Genomic DNA, 24,236 nt, shown 5'->3' with positions numbered 1-24,236 from the left:
ATGGCGCTTCGAGGACTCCTGTGGCTCGCCTTCCTGTTCGTCATCGCGGTGGTGCTCGCGATCACCGGGCGCTTCGATACCGGGCAGGTGCTGCTCGTTTATCCGCCGTATCGCGTCGATATTTCGCTGAACCTGTTTATCGTCGCGATCATCGTGGTGTTTATCGTGCTGTACGCGGTGACGCGTATCGCCCGCAATATCTGGCGCATGCCGCAGCGGGTGGCCGCGTATCGTGCCCGCTCGCGGGTGGCGAAGGCGCACGCGGCGTTGCGCGACGCGATCGGCAACCTGTACGCGGGCCGTTTCTCGCGCGCGGAAAAAGCGGCGCGCGATTCGCTCGCGCATGCTGAGAACAAGGGCGCGGCCGGGTTGATCGCCGCGAATGCGGCGCACCGGATGCATGAGTACGCGCGCCGCGACGAATGGCTCGCGCAGATCGATGCAGCCGACTGGCAAGACGCGCGTTTGATGGCTACTGCCGATATGCGCGCGGACGGCCGCGATGCCGACGGCGCGCTGGCCGCGCTGCTGGAAATGCAATCGCAGGGCGGCCGGCGGATTCACGCGCAGCAGATCGCGCTGCGCGCGCAGCAACAGCTGAAGAACTGGAGCGAAGTGCTGAAGCTGGTGAAGACGCTGGAAAAGCGTGAGGCAATTCATCCGGCAGTGGCGGTGCGCTTGCGTCAGCTGGCTGCGGAGAATCTGCTGCGTGACCGGCGCCATAACGCGGATGCGCTGCTCGAGTTGTGGAACTCGCTGTCGCCGGTGGAACGGCATTCGCCGCGGCTGGCGGATCTCGCGGCGGAATTGCTGGTGGCGTTGAACCGGCCGCAGGACGCGCGCAAGGTGGTTGAAGAAGCGCTCGCGCAGAACTGGGATGCGCGGCTATTGCGGCGCTATCCGGATACCACGGGCGGCGATGCATTGCCGCTGATTCAAAAGGCCGAGGCCTGGCAGAAAGAGCGCCCGGACGATGCGGATTTGCTATTTGCGCTGGGCCGTTTGTGTCTGCATCAGCAGTTGTGGGGCAAGGCGCAGTCGTTCCTCGAGGCGGCTTTGCGCTCGGCTGATAACGAACCGTTGAAGATCCGCTCGCATCGCGCGCTGGCGAGGTTGCACGAGCAACTGGGCGATGCGGATAAGGCTAGCGAGCATTATCGGCAGAGCGCGCTGGCGATGAATGTAGTTTGAATTTGAGCCGCCGCCGCGCTTGCGATGCGCGGGCGTTTTGCGAGTCGACGCTGCTGGACTGAAGCGTCGACTTCGCACTCCGTCACCTCTACTTGTCCACCAGCCGCGCCGGCACACTGATCGCCAATATCCCGCCCAGCGCCATGAACGCCGCCAGCAGATACATGCCGGAATCGTTCGCCGCCGTCGCCTGCTTCAACCAGCCCACCGCATAAGGCCCAAGAAAACCCGCCAGATTGCCGATCGAATTGATCATCGCAATCCCGGCCGCCGCACCCGTGCCCGCGAGAAACGCGGTCGGCAAACTCCAGAACAGCGGCAGCGTAGTCAGAATGCCCATCGTCGCGAGGGTCAGCGCGGCCATCGCGAGCAGCGTGCTGTTCGCCCACGTCACCGACAGCACCAGCCCCAGCGCGCCCGCGAATGCCGGCAGCGCAAGGTGCCAGCGCCGCTCCCGCAGCCGGTCGGCACTGCGGGAGATCAGCACCATTGCGACCACGGCCGCTGCAAACGGAATCGCCGACAGCAAGCCGATCGTGAACGCGTCCTTCACGCCGGTTGCCTTGATCAGCGTCGGCAGCCAGAAACTCACGCCGTACAGGCCGATCACGAACGAAAAATAGATCAGGCTCATCAGCCATACGCGCGGGCTCGACAGCACGGCGCGGATCGGCGGGTCTTCCTTGGTGGCGTCTTCGGCTTCGATATTGCGCTGGAGCAGCTTGCGCTCTTCCTCGGATAGCCAGTTTGCTTTGGCGATGCGGTCGTCGAGCACGAAGAACACGAGGATGCCGACCACCACCGACGGTATCCCTTCAAGCAGGAACAGCCACTGCCAGCCGTGCCAGCCGTTCGCGCCGTCGAATGCCTTCAGGATGTAGCCGGACAGCGGCCCGCCGATTACGCCGGATAGCGCGATTGCCGTCATGAACCACGTCGTCATGCGGCCGCGCCGGTGCGCCGGATACCAGTACGTCAGGTACAGGATGATGCCGGGGAAGAACCCGGCTTCCGCGAGACCGAGCAGAAAGCGCATCACGTAGAACATCGTCGTGGTCGTGACGAACATCGTCAGCATCGACACGATGCCCCACGACACCATGATCCGCGCGATCCACACCCGCGCGCCGACCCGGTGCAGGATCACGTTGCTCGGGATCTCGAAGATGAAATAGCCGATAAAGAAAATGCCGGCGCCGAAGCCGTACACCGCATCGCTCAAAGCCAGATCCGATTGCATCTGCAGCTTCGCGAAGCCGACGTTGACGCGGTCCAGATACGCGACCACGTAGCACAGCATCAACAGCGGAGTGAGGCGCCAGGCGACCTTGCGGTAAGTGGCTTCTTCGAAACTGGAGGGCGGCGCGCCCGCGCCGGATGGATGAAGCGGATTCGCTGGACTGGCCATGGTGTCTCCTCGTCGTTCTTGTAGAAAGAAGTACCGCCGATGGCGATTCTGCACCTGACAAGAGGCTTGCGGCTTCGGGGAAAACACTGAGCACAACGCAGCGGACAGCCGGCGCGCGCGGGCGCCGGCCGGCATGGTTGATGCGCGCAGCCGGCGCGGTTAGCGTGAGCGCCGGTGCGTGTCGGGCGGTATTAGTCAGACAGCGTTATACGCAGCGACCGCCGTCTACTTCGAGGCATACGCCGGTGACGAACTCCGCGTCGTCCGATGCGAGGTACAGGCAAGCATTCGCGATATCCTGCGGCGTCGAGAAACGGCCGAGCGGAATCGTCGCGAGAAAACGCTGGCGGTTTTCCGGCGTGTCTTCCACACCCATGAACTGCGTCAACAATCCGGTTTCGCCGATCACCGGGTTCACGCAGTTCACACGAATGCGGTCTGGGCCGAGTTCGACTGCAAGCGATTTGCTGGCGATGATCACCGCCGCCTTGCTGCCGTTGTACCAGACGAGGCCCGGCCGCGGCCGCACGCCCGCGGTGGACGCGACATTGACGAACACGCCGCCGCCGCGCTCGCGAAAGTACGGTACGAACTCCTGCACGCTCCAGTAGATGCCCTTCACGTTGACCGCGTAGACGTGGTCGAACTCGGCCTCGGTGACGTCGAGCACCGGCTTGTTGCGATGCGTGGTGCCCGCATTGTTGACGACGATCTGTACGCTGCCGAAGTCTTCCAGTGCTGCTTCGCGCAGCGCGCGCCAGTCGTCGCGGCGCGTGATGTCGCCGGCCACCGCGATCGCCTTGCCCCCCGCCAGCGCGATCTCGCTCGCGACGCGCTCGGCGGCCGCGCCGTTCACATCGTTGACGACGACGTTCGCGCCTTGTTTCGCGTAGGTCTTCGCGATGCCTTCGCCAAAGCCCGAGCCGGCGCCGGTGACGACCGCTGTTTTGTCTTTCAACCGCATGGTGTCTCCTTCATGTGTAGTGCGTTGGGTGGTGCTGCGGCTTCAGCGGATCGACCGCTGTGCCGCTTTTCGTCAACCGTGGCGGATCGCGATCGTCTTCAGCACGGTAAAGCCGTACAGCGCTTCAAAGCCTTTTTCGCGCCCATGCCCCGAGTGCTTGACGCCGCCAAACGGCAGCTCCACGCCGCCGCCCGCGCCGTAGTTGTTGATAAACACCTGGCCCGAGCGTACGCGCCGCGCAATGCGCATTTGCCGCGCACCGTCGCGCGTCCAGATGCCGGCGACCAGACCGTATGACGTGCCGTTGGCCAGCTTCAGCGCTTCTTCTTCATCGTTGAACGGCATCGCGGCCAGCACTGGTCCGAACACTTCCTCGCGCGCGAGGCGATGCGCGGGCGGCACATCGCGCAGCAGCGTCGGCGCCTGATAGAAGCCGCTTTCCGGCGCTTCGGCGATCACCTGGCCTTGCGCGGCCATCGCGATGTTGTCGTGCTGCGCATCCGATAAAAAGTCCCACACGCGCTGCTGCTGTTTGGCGCTGATCAGCGGCCCGCAGTCGAGGTCGGCCTGCGACGGCCCGACGCGCAGCTTGCTGAATGCGCCCGCGAGGCGATCGAGCAGCGGTTCGTACGCGGCGCGCTCGATCAGCACGCGGCTGCCGGCCGAGCAGGTTTGCCCGGCGTTTTGCACGATCGCGGCGACCAGCACCGGCAACGCGGCATCGAAATCGGCGTCGGCGAATACGATTTGCGGCGACTTGCCGCCTAGCTCGAGCGTGACCGGTACGTGGTTTTCGGCGGCCATCTGCGTGACCAGCTTGCCGGTTTCCGGCGACCCGGTGAACGAGATGTGATCGATGCCAGGATGCCGCGCGAGGGCCGCGCCCGCTTCGTGGCCGAAGCCGCTGACGATGTTCAGCGCACCGGCCGGCAGGCCCGCTTCGGCGGCCAGTTCGGCGACGCGCAGCACCGACAGGCACGCGTCTTCCGCTGGCTTCACGACGCAGGCATTGCCGGTGGCGAGCGCCGCGCCGACGCTGCGGCCGAAAATCTGCATCGGGTAGTTCCACGGCACGATATGCCCGGTCACGCCGTGTGGCTCGCGGATCGTGAACACCGTATAGCCGGTTTGATACGGCAGCGTCTCGCCGTGCAGCTTGTCGGCGGCGCCTGCGTAGAACTCGAAATAGCGCGCGAGCGCGGCGGCATCGGCGCGTGCCTGGCGCAGTGGCTTGCCGGTGTCGCGTGCTTCGAGTTGCGCGAGCTCTTCGTGACGGGTGGCGACCAGCATCGACAGCCGGTAGAGCAGGCGGCCGCGCTCGGCGGCGCTCAAGCCGCCCCACGTGCCTTCGTAGGCTCGCCGTGCGGCCTGTACGGCACGATCGATGTCGGTGGCATTGCCGCGCGCGAGACGCGCGAACGGCTGGCCATCCGACGGATCGAGTACGGCGATCGTCTCGCCGCCGGCCGGTGCGGTCCATTCATTGCCGATGAAATGTTTTGCCTCTTCCATGCATGCTCCTCGTGTGAAGGGATGTTGGGAGGCCCGCGCGAGGTGACCCTGAGCGGGTGTCGTGCGGGCGTGTGAAGCAGTCTGTGAAGCGAGTCTGTAAAGCGAGTCTGTAAAGCGAGTCTGTAAAGCGAGCCTATGAAGCGGTCTGTAAAGCAAATCCATGAAGCCCGCCGCTGGGCCGCGCCGCGCAAGGCCCGTGGCGCCCCGGTCATGCGCGATGCGTTGCTGCGCAGCGCCGTAAGCGCAAGCGCACGTGACCGGACGACTCAAGCGATTATCGCGCCGAATGCCGCCGGAGAGCATCCGCCGATTGGCTATAATGGCGCATTCCGCAGTGTGCGGCCCGCGGCAGCGGCTGCTGGGCATGTGCCGATCGTGCATCGCCCCGCGCATCACCGATGCCTACCCGCTGCCGGCCGCACGCCGTGTCCCCGTTTTCATCCTGATCAGAGAGCGCCATGAGCTTCAACAACGTCCCATCCGGCAAGGATCTTCCGCAAGACTTCAACGTCATCATCGAGATTCCCGCGCAAAGCGATCCGGTGAAGTACGAGGCCGACAAGGATATGGGCCTGCTGGTGGTCGACCGTTTCATCGGCACCGGCATGCGCTATCCGGCGAACTACGGCTTCATCCCGCAGACGCTGTCCGGTGACGGCGACCCGGTCGACGTGCTGGTGATCACACCGTTCCCGCTGCTGGCCGGCTCCGTGGTGCGCGCCCGCGCGCTCGGCATGCTGCAGATGACCGACGAATCGGGCGTCGACGCGAAGCTGGTTGCCGTCGCGCACGACAAGATCTGCCCGATGACCGCGCATATGAAGTCGATCGACGACGTGCCGGAATATCTGAAGGACCAGATCAAGCACTTCTTCGAACAGTACAAGGCGCTGGAGAAGGGCAAGTGGGTGAAGGTCGACGGCTGGGCGGGGATCGATGCCGCTCACAAGGAAATTTCGGAAGGCGCGGCCAATTTCAAGAAGTAAGGCGGCAGCGCGTAACGCAGCAACAAGCAACGCAGCAACAAGCAACGCAGCAACAAGCAATGCTGCGTAGTCGCAAGGCGTAAAAACGAAAGAGGCAAACCGGTTTGGTTTGCCTCTTTGCTATTGAGCTAGCGCTTTTGCGCGGCGTGTGATTCAGTTCAGGTCTGATGGCTCAGGTCTGCAACAACCGCTGGGCTTGCTGTAAAAGCGCATGTGCCGCGGCAAATTCATTGCGGCCTACCAGGGTCAACGCCGCATGCGCCGTCTGGATGAATAACGCGTCGTCGGTTGTCGAGATTTCGGCGCTTGCGTTGTGCCCGGGACGACGGTCGTGATCGCCAAATTGCGCGAGCATCTGCAATGCGTCGGACCTTTGGGCCAAGGGTCCGGATTTCGCCAGAATGTCGGCTGCGGCGGCCAGCTGCCGCGCCGCTGCAAGGAATTGAGCGCGTTCCATGGCATCGGTCTCCTCTCGGTTAACCCGCAGTTTCAATCGGTTTCGCCGGCAGCATCCTCGACAACGTCGACAGCGGGCAGCACCGATTCCAGCGTTTTGGTCCCCGCCGCCAGTGCGCGTTTGCCCGCCGGCGGCAGCCGCTTTACCCAGTACTCGGCACGCGACGCGCTAGCCCGGTCCGCCAGTTCGAACGAAGCCAGCAGCCGCACCGGTTTGCGCGCCCGCGTATAACGCGCGCCGGTGCCGTTGCAATGCTTGTCGAAGCGCGCCGCGACATCGACAGCAATGCCGGTGTAGACGCTGCCGTCGTCGCATTCGAGCAGGTAGAGAAACCACGCCATCGCGCGCCTACTCCTTGAACGGATTGCGTTCGCGCAGTTCGTCGACGTACGCGTGAATGTGATTCGCTTCGTTATCGAGAAAGTGCGATACCGCATCGGCGAAGGCGGGATGCGCGAGCCAGTGCGCGGAACGCGTGACGGTCGGCAAAAAGCCGCGCGCCATCTTGTGCTCGCCTTGCGCGCCGCCTTCGAAGGTGCCGATTTTCTGCTCGATGCAGAACTCCAGCGGCTGGTAGTACGCCGTCTCGAAGTGCAGACACGGCACGTGTTCGAGCGCGCCCCAGTAACGGCCGTACAAGGTGCCGCCGGTCGCGTCGTCGCGCTGGAACACCACCAGCGAACTGGCGATCGGCTTGCCCTCGTATTCGGCGATCACCAGCATCAGGTTCTCCGGCATCGTTTCGCCGATGGTGCGGAAGAAGTCGAGATTCAGATACGGGCTCGAGAAGTGCTCGCGGTAAGTCTGCCGATAGCACTTGCTGAAGAAGCGCCAATCCGCATCCGAGATGTCCCGGCCAACCATGCGCCGGAACGTGACGCCCGCATCGCGCACCTTGCGGCGCTCCGCGCGGATGTTCTTGCGTTTCTTCTGCTCGAGCGTCGACAGGAATTCGTCGAAGTCGCGGTAGCCGTCGTTGAGCCAGTGAAACTGCACACCTTCGCGCTGCATCATGCCGAGCTCGGTCAACGCGGCGTTTTCCTGCTCGGTCGGAAACAGCACGTGCAGCGACGACACATCCGTCTGCTCCGCAAACGCAAGCAATGTTGCCGCCAGATGACGCAGCGCGTGTTCGTCGGTGGCCATCAGCCGCGTGCCTTGCACCGGCGTGAACGGCACCGCGCACAGCAGCTTTGGATAGTATTCGAGGCCGTTGCGCTTGTACGCATCGGCCCATGCCCAGTCGAACACGTACTCGCCGTACGAGTGCCCCTTCAGATAAACCGGCGCGGCAGCCGCGAGCTTGCCGGTGCGCGGGTCGGTCAGCGTGACGAACTGCGCGCCCCAGCCGGCGTCGGGCACCGCGCAGCGCGTGTCCTGCAGCGCACTCAGAAATTCGTGCCGCAAGAACGGCGTAGGCTGCGCCTGGCGGGCGAGCAGGGCGTTCCATTCGGCCGCGTCCACTTCCGACGGCGACGTCAGTATGCCCGTGCGATAATCAAAGCGTTCCTGATTCAATCTGCTTGACCGTTTGCTTGACCGTAGTCGATCGTTCGGGCGCGCCGTGTTGCTGGTCGCGCGCCGATGTTAGTCCCTGTTGCGCAGCGTGCTGCGGTGGCTTCGTGGCAGCGCGTGCGCTTCAAGCCAAGTTACGTCATGTAGCGTCACGTCGTCCGTTCGGCCATCAGGCCCATATTGCCGCCTCAGACGGCAAGCCATCAGGCTTGCCTCCGATCCTGCCTTGAAGACCTCATGAAAACCCGCCTCGCTCTTGCCCAACTCAATGTCACCGTCGGCGATTTCGCCGGTAACGTCGCGAAGATCGTCGCCACCGCGCGCGCCGCACACAACGACGGCGCGAAGCTGCTGATCGCACCGGAACTCGCGATCTCCGGCTATCCGCCCGAAGACCTGCTGCTGCGCCCGGCGTTCTATGCGGCTAGCGCCGCGGCGCTAGCCGACCTCGCCGCGCAACTGAAGCCTTTGAAAGGCTTGCACGTGGTGGTCGGCCATCCGCACCGCGATCCGGCGCACGGCCATGGTAATGCAAACGCGCCGATCGAGCGCGGCCTGCCGCCAGTCGATACCTTCAATGCGGCGTCGCTGATCGTCGACGGCGAGATCGTCGGCACCTATCTGAAGCAGGATCTGCCCAACACCGAGGTGTTCGACGAGAAGCGCTACTTCGCCGCCGATCCGCAGCCGTTCGTGTTCGAGCTCGACGGCGTCAGGTACGGCGTGGTGATCTGCGAGGACGTGTGGCATGCGTCGGCCGCGCAGCTCGCGAAGGCGGCTGGCGCGCAGGTGCTGCTGGTGCCGAACGGCTCGCCGTATCACATGAACAAGGAAGCGGTGCGCATCGACATCCTGCGCGCGCGGATTCGCGAGACCGGGCTGCCGATGGTCTATGTGAACATGGTCGGCGGCCAGGACGAGCTGGTGTTCGACGGCGGCTCGTTCGTGCTCGATGCGCAGGGCGAGGTGGTCGCGAAGATGGCGCAGTTCGACGAAGGGCATGCGATCGTCGAATTCGACGGTGCGCGGCCGGTGCCGGCTGCGATCGCGCCGGAGTTACCGGTCGAGGCGCAGGTGTATGCGGCGCTGGTGCTCGGCGTGCGCGATTACATCAACAAGAACGGTTTTCCGGGCGTGGTCATCGGTTTGTCGGGCGGCGTCGATTCGGCGCTGGTGCTGGCCATCGCGTGCGATGCGCTTGGCGCCGAACGTGTGCGCGCAGTGATGATGCCGTCGCGCTATACCGCCGATATCTCCACGACCGATGCGGCCGACATGGCGCGACGCGTCGGCGTGCGTTACGACGAGATTGCGATCGCGCCGATGTTCGATGCGTTCCGCACGTCGCTCGCCGATGAATTCGCGGGCCGCGCCGAAGATTCGACCGAAGAGAACATCCAGGCGCGTATCCGCGGCACGCTGCTGATGGCGCTGTCGAACAAGTTCGGTTCGCTGGTGCTGACCACCGGCAACAAGAGCGAGATGGCAGTGGGCTACTGCACGCTGTACGGCGACATGGCCGGCGGCTTCGCGGTGATCAAGGACATCGCCAAGACGCTGGTGTACCGGCTGTGTCACTACCGTAACGCGGCGGACAGCTTCGCGAAGCGCGACGTGATCCCGGAACGGATCCTGACGCGCGCGCCGTCTGCGGAACTGCGCGACAACCAGACCGACCAGGACAGCCTGCCGCCGTACGATACGCTCGATGCGATCATGCGGATGTTCATGGAAGAAGACCGGTCGCTCGCCGAAATCGTCGCGGCTGGTTATGCGCCGGACGACGTCAAGCGCGTCACGCGGCTGATCAAGATCAACGAGTACAAGCGTCGTCAGGCGCCGATCGGGATTCGCGTCACGCATCGCGCGTTCGGCCGCGACTGGCGCTATCCGATCACGTCGCGCTATACGGAACCGCTCGAGTAAGGCGCGCTTTGTGCTGACCGGCGCCGCTCATGCTGCTCGATGGTGCATGCGCAGGCGTCCATGCGCCGAATCGATGCAGCGCGTCGCGTGCGCCGTCGCCGAACCGCGCTGTGTGCGCCGGCGTGCTGGTAATGCGCGTAACGCAGCGTAGAATCAAAAGACTTACATCAACTTTATCGTTTTCGAACCCCCAAGAGGCTCGCCATGAAACGCATCACCGCAGTCATCAAACCGTTCAAGCTCGACGAAGTGCGCGAGGCGCTCGCAGAAGTGGGTCTGACGGGGCTGACCGTTACCGAGGTCAAGGGCTTTGGCCGGCAGAAGGGGCACACCGAACTGTATCGCGGCGCCGAGTATGTGGTCGACTTTCTGCCGAAGGTGAAGATCGAAGTGGTCGTCGCTAACGACCAGACCGATCAGGTGATCGACGCAATTATCGGCGCGGCGCGCACCGGCAAGATCGGCGATGGCAAGATCTTTGTCGCGGATGTCGAGCGTGTGATCCGCATCCGTACCGGCGAAGAAAACGAAGCGGCAGTCTGATTGCGCCGATTGCAGCTTCACGCCGCATCTGCAACGATGTGGCAACCCGCCGGATAAAACAAAGCCGGAAATAAAAAACGGTGCGATACCCTTTCGGACATCGCACCGATACGCGCCTCTCGCAGCAGCGTGAAATCGATTCTTTAAAGCTGTTCTCTAGTCGGTTGTATCAGCAAGGTTCGCTTAGAACGAGTGCTGGATACCTGCGTACACGCCCGACTGGCTATGGCCGACCAACGGGTTGTCCGTCGACGTCGCATTGCCGAAGTTGTTGGCATTCAGGCCGTAGTTAGCCGTCTTGCTGTTCTGCACGGTCGCGACCTGCAGGTCGAGCAGCGTGCGCTTGGACAGGTTGTACGAACCGCCGACCGTGTAGATCGTCGCATTGCCCGCGCCGTTGTTGCCGTTCACGTGGTACACCGCCGCGATCAGTGCAGCAGCCGGCGTGGCTTGCCACGTCACACCGCCCCATTCGTGGTCGAGCGTGGTCGGCTGGCCCGGCAGTGCGCCGGTGATACCCGACGAGCGGATCGCCTGGTACACGCCCTGAATCTTGAACTGGCCGAGGAACACGTTCACAGCTGCCGTGTATTCACGCGAATACGCATACACGCCATTGCCGTTGCCGTTGCCGCCGAGACTGCCGCTGCCGTCGGTCGCGATGTAGTTGCCGCCGAGGCCACCGTTGGACGGGTTGCGGATTTCGTCGTACAGCGCACGGACCTGGAACAGCGAAGACGTATAGGTGACCTGTGCGCCACCTTCACGGCCTTGCGGCGTCGTACCGTTACCGTTCCAGCCGGTTGCGTTCGACAGCGCGTATTGACCGTAGAAGTCAAAGCCCGCGATCTTCGGCGACTGGTACGAAATGTTGTTGCTCGATTGCGGCCAGTTGCGGCCACGAACCAGCGACGCCGACGACCAGTTCGATTGACCGAACGGATCGAAGTCCCACACGCCGTTGGCGATGAAGAGCTCACGGCCCAACAGCAGGGTACCGTACTGGTCGGTGGCGACACCGACCGTTGCCCAACGATTGAAGAGACCACCGCCGCCGGGGCCCTGGCCATTCATCGTGTTGAAGGAGCCTTCCAACTGGAATACGGCCTTGTAGCCGCCACCGAGGTCTTCAACGCCCTTCATACCCCACAGGCTGGTACCCCAGTCACCGCTTTCTGCCTTGAAACGGTGGGTGCTGCTGGTTGCCTGACCTTGTGCGCCCGTGCCAGTCGGCACGCCCCACATGGCTTCGAGGCCAGCGTCCAGACGCCCGTACAGCGTCACGCTGCTTTGTGCGTGCGCAGCAACGCCGACGGTCAGTAGCGATGCGGCGAGCAAAGCTTTCTTCATCTTCTCCTCCATACCCTGTCAAAAAAATAACCAGTACTGCGAGTGGTATCCGGACGCCAGCAGCGCCGGACAGGAAACGGTATGTTTCTCGGGAGATACTCGGATTGATCGGTGCCCTCCAGACGCGCAGCCTTAAGGCTGTCTGATCGTCTTCCCGATCCTCGCCGACCGGTATCTCCTAGTTGTTTTGAAGTGAAACTACTTTTAATGAACTTTGTTTTGCTACTTTGGTTACTAATTTAGCAAAAATACCCTGCAGTGGGCGAATAAATTAGTGGGCCGCGGTAGAGATGTCTCTAAATTGCAATACGGATATGTGCAACGGCTCTGGAAAAACGCCGAAAACGGCCCTCAAAGCCTTACCGGATAAAGGTTTCAGGGTTTGGGATGGGGTGGGTCAAGGATTGCCACTATTGACGATCGAAATCGTCGGGAGTAAGCCCAAAAGGTGTGGGCCGAGTGCATATGTTGGGATGCCGAACCTTTGTCAGGCCGGCCAGGCGGGCGAAAGCGGCAATAAAAAAGGCGCGTAAGCGCCTTGTAAAACTACTTTTACTACTGCGTCAGCGACTCATTTAAGGCTGCCGGACAGAAACTGCTTAAGGCGTTCGCTCTTTGTATTGCTGAACACTTCGGTTGGGTGACCTTCTTCTTCGACGCGCCCTTGATGCAAGAACATCACGTGGTTCGACACGTTGCGCGCGAACGCCATTTCATGTGTGACGACGATCATCGTGCGGCCTTCTTCGGCGAGCGTCTGCATCACCTTCAGCACTTCGCCGACCAGTTCCGGGTCGAGCGCGGAGGTGGGTTCGTCGAACAACATCACGTCCGGGTGCATGGTCAGCGCGCGAGCGATCGCGACGCGTTGCTGCTGGCCGCCTGATAGATGCGATGGGTATTGCTTCTCGACGCGTGGCGCGAGGCCCACTTTCTCCAGGTACGTGCGCGCGCGGTCTTCCGCTTCGCTACGCGATAACCCTAATACGTGGCGCGGCGCTTCGATGACGTTTTCCAGCACCGTCATATGCGTCCACAGGTTGAAGTGCTGGAACACCATCGACAGGCGCGTACGCATGCGCTGCAACTGCTTGTGGTCGGACACGCGCAGCGCGCCGGACTTGTCTTTCGCTGTACGCACTTCTTCGCCGTCGACGAAAATGCGGCCCGCATTCGGCTGTTCGAGAAAATTGATGCAGCGGAGCATCGTGCTCTTGCCCGAGCCCGATGAGCCGATCACGCTGATCACATCGCCACGTTTCGCTTTCAGCGAAACGCCTTTGAGGACTTCGTTGTCGCCGTATTGCTTGTGCAGGTTGTCGACGAAGAGCATGGGGTGCTGGTGCTGGGAGTTCATCTAAATCCTTGGGAGCCGGTCGCGTTCTTGTTTGCGGTGCTTATTTGCCTTGTGGGCGCAGATACGCGAGCCAGCGGCGCTCGGCGCGGCGGAACAGCCAGACGAGCGCGAAAGAAATACATAGATAGAGCAGGGCGGCGATGCCGAACGCATCGAAAGACTTATAGGTGGCCGAGTTGGCGTCGCGGGCGATCTTCAGAATGTCCGGCACGGTGGCCGTGAATGCGACGGTGGTCGCATGCAGCATCAGGATCACTTCGTTGCTGTAGTACGGCAACGCGCGGCGCAACGCGGACGGCAGGATCACGCGACGGTACAGCGTGAACTGCGACATGCCGTACGCGCGTGCCGCTTCGATCTCGCCGTACGGCGTCGCCTTGATTGCACCGGCGAAAATCTCGGTGGTGTACGCACAGGTGTTCAGCGTAAACGCGAGCAGCGTGCAGTGCATGCCGTCGCGGAAGAACGCGTTGGTCAGTTCGTGCGAGCGGATGATTTCGAGGCTGTACAGGCCCGTGTAGCAGAGCAGCAGTTGCACGTACAACGGGGTGCCGCGGAACACGTAGGTGTAGAGCCACACCAGCGTGGAGAGCCATTTCTTTTTCGACACCCGCGCCACCGCAAGCGGCACCGACAGGCAGAAGCCCAGACCGATCGACACCACCAGCAGCCACAGCGTGATCGCCACGCCGGTGAAGCGATAGCCGTCGGTGTATAGATAGTTGCGCCAGAATTGCTGGATCAGTTCGATCATAGTTCCGCCTTGCGTACGCCGCTCGAGTAGCGCTTTTCGAGGTACATCAGGACGAAGTTCGACACCGTGGTAATGGCCAGATAGATTGCGCCCGCCAGTAGCGTAAAGAAGAAGAACCGCAACGTGCCCTTGCCGGCATCCTGCGAGGCCTTCACGACGTCGGCGAGGCCGATGATCGACACCAGCGCAGTGGCCTTCACCATCACCTGCCAGTTGTTGCCGATGCCGGGCAATGCGAAACGCATCATTTGCGGGAACATGATGCGCGAGAACACCTGCCAGCCGGACAGGCCGTACGCGGCGCCGGCTTCGAGCTGGCCGCGCGGCACCGACAGAAACGCGCCGCGGAAGGTTTCGGTGAAATACGCGCCGTAGATGAAACCGAGCACCGCGACGCCGGCCACGAACGGGTCGATGTCGATCTGGTCCCAGCCGAGCAGGTCGGTCAGGTTGTTCAGCCAGATCTGGATGCTGTAGAACAGCAGCAGCATCAGCACCAGGTCGGGCACGCCGCGGATCAGCGTCGTGTAGACCGCGCCGACGCCGTACGTCAGCCGGTTCTTGGATAGCTTTGCCGCCGCGCCAAGGAGGCCGAGCACAAAGGCGAAGGCTAGCGACAGCAGCGCCAGCTTGATCGTCTGGAACGTGCCCAACAGGATAATCGGGCCGTAGCCTTGCAGAAACATGGTGGGTCCTTGACGGCGCGGTTCGCGCGCCGCGAAAGACGCGGCCTGCCTGCGCGGCATGGGTGGCGGAAGCTGTTTGCCTGCCCATGTCGTGCGCGACGCGCCGCTGTGCAATTCATGACTGCCGGCCATTGCTGGCCTGCAGCGCTTTTTCCGACTGTATTACGAGGCCCGTCTGATGGCCCATCCGGGCCTGCCCCAAGCGGTGATCTGGTCAGTGGCCCGATCGGCCGGCTGCCTGGGTTTGCTGGGTTTAGCGGGCCAGCTGGCGGTCGAAGTCGAAGTACCGTTTGCCGGATTGTGTCGCGGAACCGTCGTCGCGAACGTTCGCCAGCGCCTTGTCGAGCATCGTTTTCAGTTCGGCGCCGCGATTTTGTGCGCGATTCGCGCGAGCGTCGCCAGACGTCGTGCGTTCGTTCGCGATCGCGCACGTCGCGATGGCTGCCAGTGCCACGCACAATGCGAGCTTCTTCATGTTTCTCCTGTGTGGCCGATCATCGCGGATCGGCCCTATTCGTTGTTGCCCAGTATGTGTGACGCAATGCGTAGTGCCGGCCGCCGCTATTCTAGGCGGCCAAAAATGCGCTGCTTCATAACAGTGCGCTAGCGCAGTAGCCGGCTTTCGTGACGGCGGGTCACGCAAAAGGGCGGTATTTTACCCGAAGCGCACGGTGGCGCTAGCGGCCTGCAGCCGTAAAAATGCTGTATAGACCGCTTGCTCAAAAAGAAGCGCCATTAAAAAACGCCATGCAGCGCGGTAGCGCTGCATGGCGTCGATCGTGACCGGGCGGCGGCGCGCGCGGCTCGTCGCTCGCCGCGTCGCTCGCGTCTACGGCTTGGCAGCGGAGGCCGCGGCGTCGCCGTGGCGGTGCTGCCAATGCTCGCGCATCTTCTCGTGGCGCTGTTCCATCTTCGCGAAGTGCTGCTTGATCGCGGTGCTGACGGTGGTCTTCTGCTGGTCGTTCAGGCTGTTATAGAAGTTCAGCCACGCTGCCGAAGTCTGTTCGTGCAATTGCTGCGATTGCTGTTCGGCCTTTTGATGCGCGTCGTGCATCGCGTTCAGATCGAGAATCGGTTGCTGCTGCATCGACTTGAACTGCTCGCGCATCTGCTTGTGATTGGCGCGCATCGCTTCACGGTTCTGCTTCATCGTCGTGAGTGCGGTTTGCCACAGCTTTTCCTGCTCCGCATTCAGATTCAACTGGCCGTGCAGCTTGTTGATCTGCTCCATGAAGTTGTGGTGCCAGCCGCCAGGGCCGCCATGACCCATACCGGGTTGACCCGAAGGCTGGGCCGCGAATGCGGCGCCGATACCGATGGAAAGCGAGGCCGCCGCAACGGCGAGAATGCGAGAAGTTTTGTTGGACATTGAAGTGCTCCCAAGTGACTATCGTCTAATCCGACCAGCGGCCGTCACGACGTGAGCGGTCCGTATTCGGTAACCCACAGCGTAGAGGGGCTCGCGGTACGTCGTGTTACGCGGCTAATGCGGGCTGTTACGTCACATTACTTGCGCCTTTCGTGGTAACACCCCGTAACCCTTTTGGGGGCCAGGTGGGTCGAATACCCGGGGGGGCGCGCGTTAAACTTCGTCCCATGGCTACTCAAATTCTGGTCGTCGATGACGACGTCGAACTGCGCGATCTGTTGCGCGACTATCTGGCTCGCCAGGGCATCGAAGTGTCGGTGCTGCACGACGCGGGCTCGCTCGAGCGCCGCCTCGAGCGAGAGCGTCCGGATCTGATCGTGCTCGATCTGATGATGCCCGGCGTCGACGGCTTGACCGCGTTGCGCAAGCTGCGCGCGTCCGGCGACGATATCCCGGTGATCATGCTGACCGCCCGCGCCGACGATGTGGACCGCATTGTCGGTCTCGAGCTCGGCGCCGACGACTATCTCGGCAAGCCGTTCAATCCGCGCGAACTGCTGGCGCGTGTGCAGGCGGTGTTGCGGCGGCGCCGCACGCTGCCTTCGGCAGCCGCGCCCGAGCAGCGCGAGCCGTTTTCGTTCGGCCGCTTCACGCTGGATTTCCAGTCGCGCACGTTGAGCCAGGAAGGCCGGCCGATCACGCTGTCCGGCAGCGAATTCGCGCTGCTCAAGATTTTCGTCAATAACCCGATGCGCACGCTGACCCGCGAACGTCTGCTCGAGTTGCTGCACGGGCCCGAATACGACGGCACCGACCGTGGCATCGACGTGCAGGTGTGGCGCCTGCGCCGCATCCTCGAAACCGATCCGTCGGTGCCGCGTTTTATTCAGACGGTGCGTGGGCGCGGCTATGTGTTCGTTCCGGACGGCGAGCAACATGCGACGCCCAATTGATTCGCTGTTCGGCAGGCTCGCGCTGCTCGTCGTTGGGGTGCTGCTGATCTCGCACTTCGCGTGGTATGCGCTGATCCGTCTCGAACGCAATCAATCGCAAACCCGTTACGCGGTCGAAGAGGCCGCGTTTCTTGTCGAAGCGGTGCGCCAGCACGTCGAGCACACGCCCGACCAGCCGCTGCCGTCGCGCGTCAAGCTGGTCGATCCGCTGAGCCGCGAAGTGCCGCCGGAAAACACCGATCTGCCGGTGCCGCTCGGGCGGTTTCTCGACGACGTCCGCGACCGCATGCCAACCTCCACCCAGGTGCGCCTCAGCCCGCCGGGCAAGCCGCCGACGCTGTGGGTGCGCGCCGCGCGCGACTCGAACTGGATCGTGGTGCCGGTGCAGCCGCTGCGGCCGCCGCGCTCGCTGGACCGGATGGCGCTATGGCTCGGCATCATCTTCTCGACCGCGGTGATGGCGGCGCTGTTTGCCGCGTGGCAATTGCAGCAGCCGCTGCGCTCGCTGGCGCAAGCGGTCACGCGCTTCGGGCGCGGCTTGCCGGTGCCGCCGGTGCGCGAGCGCGGCCCGCGCGAACTGCGGCAGTTGACGCATGGCTTTAACCAGATGGTTCAGGAAGTGGCGCGTACCGAGCACGACCGCGCGGTGATGCTGGCGGGTGTCGCGCACGATCTGAAAACCCCGCTCGCGCGCTTGCGGCTGCGTGCCGAAATGATGGAAGAACCGAAGATGCGCGACGGCGTGGTGCGCGACGTCGATTCGATGACGCATATCGTCGACCAGTTTCTGGTGTTTGCGCACGACGGCGGCGATCGCAGCGAGCCGGTCGAAGTGGATGCCCAATGCGAGCGGGTGGTGCGCAACTACCGCGCGGTTTCGCCGGACTCGTACGGCGTGCAGATCGATCTGAAGGCGGGGCCGGGTTTCATGCTGCCGGCTGCGACACTCGACCGTATCCTGTCGAATCTGCTGGATAACGCGCAGGCGTATGGCGCGCCGCCGATCGTCGTGGCCACCGCGCGCATGCCGGACGGCTATACGCTCGCAATCAGCGACAACGGTAGCGGCATTGCCGCGCAAGACCTGATCAATGCGGCGCGGCCGTTCGTGCGGCTCGATCCGGCACGCGGCGGCAACGGTCATAGCGGGCTTGGGCTGGCGATCGTCGAGCGGCTGGTGCGGCGCGCGGGCGGCAACTGGGAAATCGGCAATCACGGCGGCCGTGGGCTGCGCGTGCTGATGACGTTCCCGCTGATGACGGCGACGCACAAGGTGTCGGCATCGGAAAGCGTGTGGTGATCGGGCGGGGGTAGGGTGAACGCGCGGCGCGGCGTGCGATGAGCAAGGTGATTGCTGGCTTGTTTGGCCAGCCGCGGCGCGCGGCGCGCACCTTGCGCACCGCAGCCGCAATGACGCCGGGACTACTCGGCGAACAACGTATTGAGGGCCGTCGCGGCGTCGCTATCGACGGTATTCCACGTCACGGTTTCGGCTTCGAAGATGTAGTGCGTCGTGTACTTGCCAAGACGCGTCAAGATTTCTTCCTGAATCGTCTCAGGCGCGACGTCTAGCTTGAGATACCACGCGGTCGATGAAAGCCGCGTCTGAAAAGCGCCATACTCGGCGAGTAGATGGTCGAACGCGTGAGCATCCTGATCGCGGCAGACGATCACCAGATTTCCCTTCATGCAAATCTCCCGGTAAGGCGGTTGCTATCTTCGGACGGAATTCATTGGCCGATGATACCGCGTGACTCGCGATAGCGAAGGTGCGTTGTAGCGCTTAGCGGCCGGAGGTGGCCTGGCGTGGCCCGGGTCGCCTGTGGGGTAGGCCGGGGTGGCTTTACCGCGACTTGATGATGGGCGCGACGATGTGACCAATGCGTGGCCAATGCGCGGCCAATGCTTGGCAATGCGCGTGGTCAACGCGCGGCGGCCCGATGCGCGGCCAACGCGCCGCAGCCGCTAATACGCGCCGCCGCCGCTAATACGCGTTGGCCGGCGCGCGCGCGGGCGGCGCGGTATCGTCGGGCGGCACCGCTGCGCTGCGGTCGCGTCCGCCCGTCTTCGCCGCATACAGCGCGGCGTCCGCGCGGCTGATGATGCGCTCGGGCAAATCTTCCTGCGACAACTCGGTAATCCCGATGCTCACGCTCAATCCGGCGCTTGCCGGCAGCTTGGCGCACGGCATCGCCTTCAGGCCGACCCGCAGCCGTTCGACTACTTCAAGCCCGGCGTTGAGCGACGTGGTGGGCAGCAGGATGCCGAACTCCTCGCCGCCCAGACGCCCGATCGCATCGTTGCCGCGCAGCTCGCTGCGGCAGGTCTCGACGAAGTGCTCGAGCGCGCGGTCGCCGGCCGAGTGGCCGTAGCAATCGTTGATCTGCTTGAAGTGGTCGAGATCGGCGATCGCCATGCACAGCGGTTCGCCGGTCGCATGCGCGCGGTCGATCTCATGGCGCAGTAAATCGAGAAAGTAGCGGCGCGATAGCGCGCCGGTCAGCGCATCGTGCCGCGCCTCGGCGGACAGCAGCGTGTTGGCTGCCTGCAGCTGGTCGGCGAGATCGCGGGTGGCGCGATGGTGGCGCCGCTCGCGCAGATACGACACGGTGATCACCCAGGCAAGCGATACGGTGCCGGCCAGCGTCAAAAACACCAGCAGATGGTCGCGCCGGTGATTGCGCACCAGCTCGTTCCACGCGCCGAGCGGATCCACCAGATGCGCGGCGAGCCCCGAGTTCAGCCCGCCGCGCGTCTGGTACAGCGTCGGGATGGTCTGGCCCGGCATGTCGAACAGTTGCGCGGCGATCTCGTCGGGCATCCACTTCATCTCGCGCCGCACCTGTGCCGAAACCGGCTGGATCTGCACCGCCGGGAACACCTCACGATGGTAAGTGTTCATCCGTTCGGCCGCGCTCATCTGTGTGACGCGCGAGTTCGGCATGGCTTCGCCTTCGAGCGTTGCGTTGTGCGCCATGATGATCACGCCGTTGTCGTCGGTGACGAAGGTGCCCGCATGCGCGACCCAGTGGCGCAGCCGCGCAATGCCGACCTTCGCGACGATCGCGCCGACCAGCAGCCCATCGTCGTACACCGGCGCCGAGATGAAGATGCCCGGCTCGCCGCTCTGGCGGCCCACGCCATACGCCTCGCCGAACGCGCCGAGCAGTGCGTTGGTCAGGTAGCGGCGCGCGCGCATGTCGAGGCCGATAAACGATTGCGTACTTTCCGCGTTGCTGGCGGCTACGCACAGTCCGTTCGCGTTGACGAGCCAGATGATGTCGAGCCCGGAAAAGCCCTGTGCGTCGTGCAGAAACCGGTTGACCGAGGCGAGTTGCGGCGTTTTCAGCAGTTCGTCGCGGTGCGCGGGCTGCGCGTCGGGGCCGGGCGCCATATAGTTGCCGGCTTGCGCCAGCGCGCGCTGGACGACCTGCAGTTCGGCCATGGTCGCCGGAATCGCGCGCGACATCGCGAGGTCGCTCGCGATCACTTCGGCCATGTTGTAGACGATCGAGGTGGACATCTGGCGCTGCTGCCGCAGCGCGCCGTCGAGTTCTTGCTGTACCATCCGGTCCGCGACAACCCCGGAGGCGAACCAGCACGCCAGCGCGACCAGTATGAAACTGGCCGGCCCGAGTGCCTCGCGCAAGATAGTCCGTTTCATCGACCCTCTGATCTGTCTGACTGTTAGATGAGACAAAGGTCATGCGATGGTGATGCATCTACGCTGCGCCGGCACCGCATCGCTTGCTTCGCGAAGCGCCGTGCGGCGGGCTCCGACGGTATAAGGATCCGAGGCCGCGCCGCATCACGATTTTAACCGCGGCGCGGCGCCGCGCTAGTCCGTTATTTGCACCGCGCGCACGCGGCACGATGCTTGACAGCCGCGCGCAACGCGACTGCAGCGAGCTTGTCATCCGCGTCTGCGACCGGCCGGCCCGCCTGCGTCGCGTGCCGCTGTGGCTTGCACGCGACGGTTTGACGGCGCGCGGCACGCTGCGCTGCACACAGGTATCTGTCAATGGTTGTGCCTGTCATGCAGGTTGTAGTACTGTCGTGCCGTCCAAAATAGGGAAAGCTCGCTAGCCTTGACCGGCGGCGCCAGCGGCAGCCGTCGAGCCGCGCACGCGGAGCACGCAGCGCAAGCGTTGTGCCTCCGGTGTGCGGCCTCGACGCGTCTTTGAACGCCAAACGAATGACCGCGAACCTGCGTTTTGCCATGCTTCTTATCCGCTTTCCGGACCGACCAACGCAGTTCCCGCCGTGCGCGCAGTACGGTTATGCGCCACCCGCCCGTGCGGCCGCTTTCGCTGCGGCGCAGCGCGGCGCGTGCGACGCTTCGGTAGCCGTCGTCATCAATTGCGGGGACGCGTGATGGATCTGTTCAGCTTCAACCTGAATCGCACCGCCAATGCATCGGCCTGGCGGGTGCTGCCCAACCGTTGGGACTTCGTGGCGTTCCCGCTGATCATCTGCGTGATCGCGATGGCGGCGATCGGCTTTCACGAGACGCTCGCGCCGATCTCGACGCTGCAGACCCAGGTGATCTCGCTCGACCCGTCCAACCTGCCCGAGTATGCGATGCGCACGACGCTGCGCATGCTCGCGGCGATGGTCGCGGCGCTGCTGTTCACGCTGGTGTACGGTACGCTGGCCGCCAAGAGCCGGCGCGCCGGTACGGTGCTGGTGCCGATTCTCGACATCCTGCAGTCGGTGCCGGTGCTTGGCTACATTTCGTTTACGGTCACGTTCTTCCTCGCGCTGGCGCCTTCGCGCGTGCTCGGCGCCGAGCTGGCGGCGATTTTCGCGATCTTCACGAGCCAGGCGTGGAACATGACGTTCAGCTTCTACCAGTCGCTGCGCACCGTGCCGCGCGATCTGGACGAAGTGTCGCGCGGCTTTCACCTGACGTCGTGGCAGCGCTTCTGGAAGCTCGAAGTACCGTTCTCGATGCCCGGCCTGATCTGGAACATGATGATGTCGATGTCGGGCGGCTGGTTCTTCGTCGTCGCATCGGAAGCCATCACGGTCGGCAATCACTCGATCACGCTGCCCGGCATCGGCGCGTATCTCGCGCAGGCGATTACCGACAAGAACATGCACGCGATCGGCTGGGTGATCCTGACCATGACGGTCGTGATCCTCGCGTACGACCAGTTGCTGTTCCGTCCGCTGGTCGCGTGGGCCGACAAGTTCCGTATGGAGAACACCAGCTCCGGCAACGCGCCCGAATCGTGGCTGCTCGACCTGGTGCGCCGTACGCGGCTGATCCATCAGCTGCTGGTGCCGCTCGGCTGGTTCTTCGCGCGCACGGCGCGCATCTCGCTGCGCTTGCGGCTGCCCGCGGTCGGGCGGGTGCGCCTCGCCGCGCCGCAAAGCGCGGCTACGCGGCGCATCGGCGATATCGTCTGGGCGGTCGTCGTGCTCGCGACCACCGTGTTCGTGCTGTATCGCGTGATCTCCTACGTGCGCACCGGCGTCACGCTCGACGAGGTCGGCCACGTGTTCCTGATGGGCCTGCTGACGCTGCTGCGCGTGATCCTGCTGATCGCGATCGCGTCGGTGATCTGGGTACCGCTGGGCGTGCTGATCGGCATGCGCCCGGCGCTGGCCGAAAAGATCCAGCCGCTCGCGCAGTTTCTCGCGGCGTTCCCGGCGAACCTGCTGTTCCCGGTATTCGTGATCGTGATCGTGCGCTTCAACCTGAACCCGGATATCTGGCTGTCGCCGCTGATCGTGCTCGGCACGCAGTGGTATATCCTGTTCAACGTGATTGCCGGCGCGAGCGCCTATCCGAACGATTACAAGGAAGCTGCGGCCAATTTTCATATCCGCGGCTGGCAGTGGTGGAAGCAGGCGATCCTGCCGGGCGTGTTCCCGTACTACATCACCGGCGCGATCACCGCGTCGGGCGGCGCGTGGAACGCGAGCATCGTCGCCGAAGCCGTGCAGTGGGGGCAGACGCATGTGGTCGCGCACGGGCTGGGCGCGTACATCGCGCAGAACACCGCAGCGGGCGATTATCCGAAAATCATCCTGGGCATCGCCGTGATGTCCCTGTTCGTCTCCCTGTTCAACCGGCTGCTGTGGCGTCCGCTGTATGCGTATGCCGAGGCTCGTCTGCGGCTCGATTGAGGTTCAGCAACTGAAGGCAAAACGCGATGCAAAATCCTAAAGCCGCCGGCGCCGCTCAAGCGCCGCAGGTCCCGCCGATGCCGCCGCGCCTCGGCGAAGAAATCCTGCGCGTGAAGGACGTCTGCCGTGGATTCAACAAGACGCAGGGCGAACTGCTCGTGCTCGACGATGCAAACCTGTCGCTGCGCGAGGGCGAGATCGTCGGCCTGCTCGGCCGCTCGGGCTCGGGCAAGTCGACGCTATTGCGGATCATCGCCGGGCTGATCGAGCCGACCGATGGCGAAGTCACCTACATGGGCAAGCCGCTGAATGGGCCCGCCCGCGGTGTCGCGATGGTGTTCCAGACCTTCGCGCTGTTTCCGTGGCTCACGGTGCTGCAAAACGTCGAGGCCGGGCTCGAGGCGCAGGGCGTGCCGGCCCGCGAGCGGCGTGAGCGTGCGCTCGCGGCAATCGACCTGATCGGTCTGGACGGCTTCGAGAACGCGTATCCGCGCGAACTGTCGGGCGGCATGCGACAGCGCGTGGGTTTTGCGCGCGCGCTGGTGGTCGACCCGACGCTGCTGCTGATGGACGAGCCGTTCTCCGCGCTCGACGTGCTGACCGCCGAGACGTTGCGTACCGATCTGCTGGATCTGTGGACGCAGGGCCGCATGCCGATCAAGTCGGTGCTGATCGTCACGCACAACATCGAGGAAGCGGTGTTCATGTGCGACCGGATCCTCGTGCTGTCGTCGAACCCGGGCCGCGTGATCGCCGAGATCAAGGTGCCGTTCAACCATCCGCGCAACCGTCTGGACCCGGCGTTCCGGCGTCTGGTGGACGACATCTACGCGAAGATGACCGCGCGCCAGACTGGCGAGGCCACCAAGAAGGGGCTCGAGCTGCACAGCTGGCTGCCGCACGTGTCGACCAACCTGATGGCGGGTCTGATCGAGACGCTGGCGGCCGCGCCGTATCACGGCCGCGCGGACATGCCGGAGATCGCGCGTTCGCTGCATCTGGAAGTGGACGATCTGTTTCCGATCGCGGAAGTGCTGCAGAATCTCGGTTTCGCGGATGTGCGCGAGGGCGATATTTTCCTGACGCCGCCGGCGCGCGTATTCGCCGAGTTCGGCACGCAGGAACGCAAG

The 24,236-nt window shown here is 63.7% G+C and carries 22 protein-coding genes; 8 read left to right on the top strand and 14 right to left on the bottom strand.

All coding sequences use genetic code 11. The annotated features are described in order from the left end of the window. Nucleotides 1-1,191, top strand: a complete 1,191-nt coding sequence (locus ACYVNQ_RS11850; protein ID WP_460902661.1) for a heme biosynthesis HemY N-terminal domain-containing protein — start codon at nt 1-3, stop codon at nt 1,189-1,191. A gap of 88 nt (nt 1,192-1,279) precedes the next feature. On the opposite strand, the gene ACYVNQ_RS11845 is transcribed toward ACYVNQ_RS11850, so the two are convergent. The 3 genes from ACYVNQ_RS11845 to ACYVNQ_RS11835 form a co-directional block, all read right to left on the bottom strand. Then, nucleotides 1,280-2,599, bottom strand: coding sequence for an MFS transporter (locus ACYVNQ_RS11845; RefSeq protein WP_460902660.1), 1,320 nt, complete (start codon nt 2,597-2,599; stop codon nt 1,280-1,282). A 205-nt stretch (nt 2,600-2,804) separates the two neighbouring features. Then, nucleotides 2,805-3,563, bottom strand: a complete 759-nt coding sequence (locus ACYVNQ_RS11840) for an SDR family oxidoreductase (RefSeq protein WP_460902659.1) — start codon at nt 3,561-3,563, stop codon at nt 2,805-2,807. Between the two features lie 72 nt (nt 3,564-3,635). After that, complete coding sequence (locus tag ACYVNQ_RS11835; RefSeq protein ID WP_460902658.1) at nt 3,636-5,075, bottom strand: aldehyde dehydrogenase family protein; 1,440 nt, start codon at nt 5,073-5,075, stop codon at nt 3,636-3,638. Nucleotides 5,076-5,533: 458 nt separating this feature from the next. Between ACYVNQ_RS11835 and ppa the strand changes: the two genes are divergently transcribed. Then, on the top strand, nt 5,534-6,061 hold the full coding sequence (ppa, locus tag ACYVNQ_RS11830) for an inorganic diphosphatase (RefSeq protein ID WP_460902657.1): 528 nt from the start codon (nt 5,534-5,536) through the stop codon (nt 6,059-6,061). A gap of 172 nt (nt 6,062-6,233) precedes the next feature. Here the strand turns inward: ppa and ACYVNQ_RS11825 are convergent, their stop codons facing one another. From ACYVNQ_RS11825 to ACYVNQ_RS11815, 3 genes are read right to left on the bottom strand one after another with little or no spacing between them, the layout of a single operon-like run. Next, nucleotides 6,234-6,518 carry a hypothetical protein gene (locus tag ACYVNQ_RS11825; RefSeq protein ID WP_460902656.1) on the bottom strand — a complete coding sequence of 95 codons (285 nt, stop codon included), beginning with the start codon at nt 6,516-6,518 and terminating at the stop codon, nt 6,234-6,236. A 32-nt stretch (nt 6,519-6,550) separates the two neighbouring features. Further along, the gene (locus ACYVNQ_RS11820) at nt 6,551-6,859 is read right to left on the bottom strand and encodes a GIY-YIG nuclease family protein (protein ID WP_460902655.1); all 309 of its coding nucleotides are present in this window, start codon (nt 6,857-6,859) and stop codon (nt 6,551-6,553) included. 7 nt (nt 6,860-6,866) lie between these two features. After that, complete coding sequence (locus ACYVNQ_RS11815) at nt 6,867-8,036, bottom strand: GNAT family N-acetyltransferase (protein WP_460902654.1); 1,170 nt, start codon at nt 8,034-8,036, stop codon at nt 6,867-6,869. A gap of 234 nt (nt 8,037-8,270) precedes the next feature. Between ACYVNQ_RS11815 and ACYVNQ_RS11810 the strand changes: the two genes are divergently transcribed. Together ACYVNQ_RS11810 and glnK are read left to right on the top strand one after the other, a co-directional pair. Beyond that, nucleotides 8,271-9,959, top strand: coding sequence for an NAD+ synthase (locus tag ACYVNQ_RS11810; RefSeq protein WP_460902653.1), 1,689 nt, complete (start codon nt 8,271-8,273; stop codon nt 9,957-9,959). 204 nt (nt 9,960-10,163) lie between these two features. Further along, nucleotides 10,164-10,502, top strand: coding sequence for a P-II family nitrogen regulator (glnK, locus tag ACYVNQ_RS11805; protein WP_061179489.1), 339 nt, complete (start codon nt 10,164-10,166; stop codon nt 10,500-10,502). Between the two features lie 183 nt (nt 10,503-10,685). Here glnK and ACYVNQ_RS11800 read toward each other — a convergent pair whose 3' ends face one another. The 6 genes from ACYVNQ_RS11800 to ACYVNQ_RS11775 form a co-directional block, all read right to left on the bottom strand. Further along, nucleotides 10,686-11,852 carry a porin gene (locus ACYVNQ_RS11800; protein ID WP_460902652.1) on the bottom strand — a complete coding sequence of 389 codons (1,167 nt, stop codon included), beginning with the start codon at nt 11,850-11,852 and terminating at the stop codon, nt 10,686-10,688. A 571-nt stretch (nt 11,853-12,423) separates the two neighbouring features. Further along, nucleotides 12,424-13,209, bottom strand: coding sequence for an ABC transporter ATP-binding protein (locus ACYVNQ_RS11795; RefSeq protein WP_460902651.1), 786 nt, complete (start codon nt 13,207-13,209; stop codon nt 12,424-12,426). A 40-nt stretch (nt 13,210-13,249) separates the two neighbouring features. Further along, nucleotides 13,250-13,963: an ABC transporter permease gene (locus tag ACYVNQ_RS11790; protein ID WP_460902650.1), complete on the bottom strand. Its 714-nt coding sequence runs from the start codon at nt 13,961-13,963 to the stop codon at nt 13,250-13,252. Beyond that, nucleotides 13,960-14,649 carry an ABC transporter permease gene (locus tag ACYVNQ_RS11785; protein ID WP_460902649.1) on the bottom strand — a complete coding sequence of 230 codons (690 nt, stop codon included), beginning with the start codon at nt 14,647-14,649 and terminating at the stop codon, nt 13,960-13,962. Before ACYVNQ_RS11785 ends, ACYVNQ_RS11790 begins: the two co-directional genes overlap by 4 nt. Nucleotides 14,650-14,902: 253 nt before the next feature. Continuing rightward, a complete protein-coding gene (locus ACYVNQ_RS11780; protein WP_460902648.1) occupies nt 14,903-15,124 on the bottom strand; it encodes a hypothetical protein in 222 nt (73 codons plus the stop codon). Nucleotides 15,125-15,478: 354 nt separating this feature from the next. Beyond that, the gene (locus tag ACYVNQ_RS11775) at nt 15,479-16,018 is read right to left on the bottom strand and encodes a periplasmic heavy metal sensor (RefSeq protein WP_460902647.1); all 540 of its coding nucleotides are present in this window, start codon (nt 16,016-16,018) and stop codon (nt 15,479-15,481) included. A 227-nt stretch (nt 16,019-16,245) separates the two neighbouring features. Between ACYVNQ_RS11775 and ACYVNQ_RS11770 the strand changes: the two genes are divergently transcribed. Beyond that, nucleotides 16,246-16,971, top strand: coding sequence for a response regulator (locus ACYVNQ_RS11770; RefSeq protein WP_460902646.1), 726 nt, complete (start codon nt 16,246-16,248; stop codon nt 16,969-16,971). Next, nucleotides 16,955-18,271 carry an ATP-binding protein gene (locus ACYVNQ_RS11765; RefSeq protein ID WP_460902645.1) on the top strand — a complete coding sequence of 439 codons (1,317 nt, stop codon included), beginning with the start codon at nt 16,955-16,957 and terminating at the stop codon, nt 18,269-18,271. The genes ACYVNQ_RS11770 and ACYVNQ_RS11765 overlap by 17 nt, the downstream gene beginning before the upstream one ends. 122 nt (nt 18,272-18,393) lie before the next feature. Here ACYVNQ_RS11765 and ACYVNQ_RS11760 read toward each other — a convergent pair whose 3' ends face one another. After that, nucleotides 18,394-18,660, bottom strand: coding sequence for a double-stranded DNA-specific endonuclease (locus tag ACYVNQ_RS11760; RefSeq protein WP_460902644.1), 267 nt, complete (start codon nt 18,658-18,660; stop codon nt 18,394-18,396). 295 nt (nt 18,661-18,955) lie between these two features. After that, nucleotides 18,956-20,635, bottom strand: coding sequence for a sensor domain-containing diguanylate cyclase (locus tag ACYVNQ_RS11755; protein ID WP_460902643.1), 1,680 nt, complete (start codon nt 20,633-20,635; stop codon nt 18,956-18,958). Nucleotides 20,636-21,345: 710 nt separating this feature from the next. Here ACYVNQ_RS11755 and ACYVNQ_RS11750 point away from each other — a divergent pair. Together ACYVNQ_RS11750 and ACYVNQ_RS11745 are read left to right on the top strand one after the other, a co-directional pair. After that, on the top strand, nt 21,346-23,106 hold the full coding sequence (locus ACYVNQ_RS11750; protein WP_460902642.1) for an ABC transporter permease: 1,761 nt from the start codon (nt 21,346-21,348) through the stop codon (nt 23,104-23,106). A 26-nt stretch (nt 23,107-23,132) separates the two neighbouring features. Continuing rightward, on the top strand, nt 23,133-24,236 hold a 1,104-nt coding region (locus tag ACYVNQ_RS11745; RefSeq protein ID WP_460902641.1), incomplete at its 3' end, for an ATP-binding cassette domain-containing protein.

This window comes from Paraburkholderia jirisanensis, assembly GCF_054782355.1.
The sequence above is the reverse complement of the archived record's forward strand: the minus strand, read 5'-3'. Positions and strand labels throughout refer to the sequence as shown.

What these genes read in the sequence shown, in the direction of transcription:
- ACYVNQ_RS11850 (WP_460902661.1), top strand. Translation starts at nt 1, where the DNA reads ATGGCGCTTCGAGGACTCCTGTGGCTCGCCTTCCTGTTCGTCATCGCG.
- ACYVNQ_RS11845 (WP_460902660.1), bottom strand. Translation starts at nt 2,599, where the DNA reads ATGGCCAGTCCAGCGAATCCGCTTCATCCATCCGGCGCGGGCGCGCCG.
- ACYVNQ_RS11840 (WP_460902659.1), bottom strand. Translation starts at nt 3,563, where the DNA reads ATGCGGTTGAAAGACAAAACAGCGGTCGTCACCGGCGCCGGCTCGGGC.
- ACYVNQ_RS11835 (WP_460902658.1), bottom strand. Translation starts at nt 5,075, where the DNA reads ATGGAAGAGGCAAAACATTTCATCGGCAATGAATGGACCGCACCGGCC.
- ppa (WP_460902657.1), top strand. Translation starts at nt 5,534, where the DNA reads ATGAGCTTCAACAACGTCCCATCCGGCAAGGATCTTCCGCAAGACTTC.
- ACYVNQ_RS11825 (WP_460902656.1), bottom strand. Translation starts at nt 6,518, where the DNA reads ATGGAACGCGCTCAATTCCTTGCAGCGGCGCGGCAGCTGGCCGCCGCA.
- ACYVNQ_RS11820 (WP_460902655.1), bottom strand. Translation starts at nt 6,859, where the DNA reads ATGGCGTGGTTTCTCTACCTGCTCGAATGCGACGACGGCAGCGTCTAC.
- ACYVNQ_RS11810 (WP_460902653.1), top strand. Translation starts at nt 8,271, where the DNA reads ATGAAAACCCGCCTCGCTCTTGCCCAACTCAATGTCACCGTCGGCGAT.
- glnK (WP_061179489.1), top strand. Translation starts at nt 10,164, where the DNA reads ATGAAACGCATCACCGCAGTCATCAAACCGTTCAAGCTCGACGAAGTG.
- ACYVNQ_RS11800 (WP_460902652.1), bottom strand. Translation starts at nt 11,852, where the DNA reads ATGAAGAAAGCTTTGCTCGCCGCATCGCTACTGACCGTCGGCGTTGCT.
- ACYVNQ_RS11795 (WP_460902651.1), bottom strand. Translation starts at nt 13,209, where the DNA reads ATGAACTCCCAGCACCAGCACCCCATGCTCTTCGTCGACAACCTGCAC.
- ACYVNQ_RS11790 (WP_460902650.1), bottom strand. Translation starts at nt 13,963, where the DNA reads ATGATCGAACTGATCCAGCAATTCTGGCGCAACTATCTATACACCGAC.
- ACYVNQ_RS11785 (WP_460902649.1), bottom strand. Translation starts at nt 14,649, where the DNA reads ATGTTTCTGCAAGGCTACGGCCCGATTATCCTGTTGGGCACGTTCCAG.
- ACYVNQ_RS11780 (WP_460902648.1), bottom strand. Translation starts at nt 15,124, where the DNA reads ATGAAGAAGCTCGCATTGTGCGTGGCACTGGCAGCCATCGCGACGTGC.
- ACYVNQ_RS11775 (WP_460902647.1), bottom strand. Translation starts at nt 16,018, where the DNA reads ATGTCCAACAAAACTTCTCGCATTCTCGCCGTTGCGGCGGCCTCGCTT.
- ACYVNQ_RS11770 (WP_460902646.1), top strand. Translation starts at nt 16,246, where the DNA reads ATGGCTACTCAAATTCTGGTCGTCGATGACGACGTCGAACTGCGCGAT.
- ACYVNQ_RS11765 (WP_460902645.1), top strand. Translation starts at nt 16,955, where the DNA reads ATGCGACGCCCAATTGATTCGCTGTTCGGCAGGCTCGCGCTGCTCGTC.
- ACYVNQ_RS11760 (WP_460902644.1), bottom strand. Translation starts at nt 18,660, where the DNA reads ATGAAGGGAAATCTGGTGATCGTCTGCCGCGATCAGGATGCTCACGCG.
- ACYVNQ_RS11755 (WP_460902643.1), bottom strand. Translation starts at nt 20,635, where the DNA reads ATGAAACGGACTATCTTGCGCGAGGCACTCGGGCCGGCCAGTTTCATA.
- ACYVNQ_RS11750 (WP_460902642.1), top strand. Translation starts at nt 21,346, where the DNA reads ATGGATCTGTTCAGCTTCAACCTGAATCGCACCGCCAATGCATCGGCC.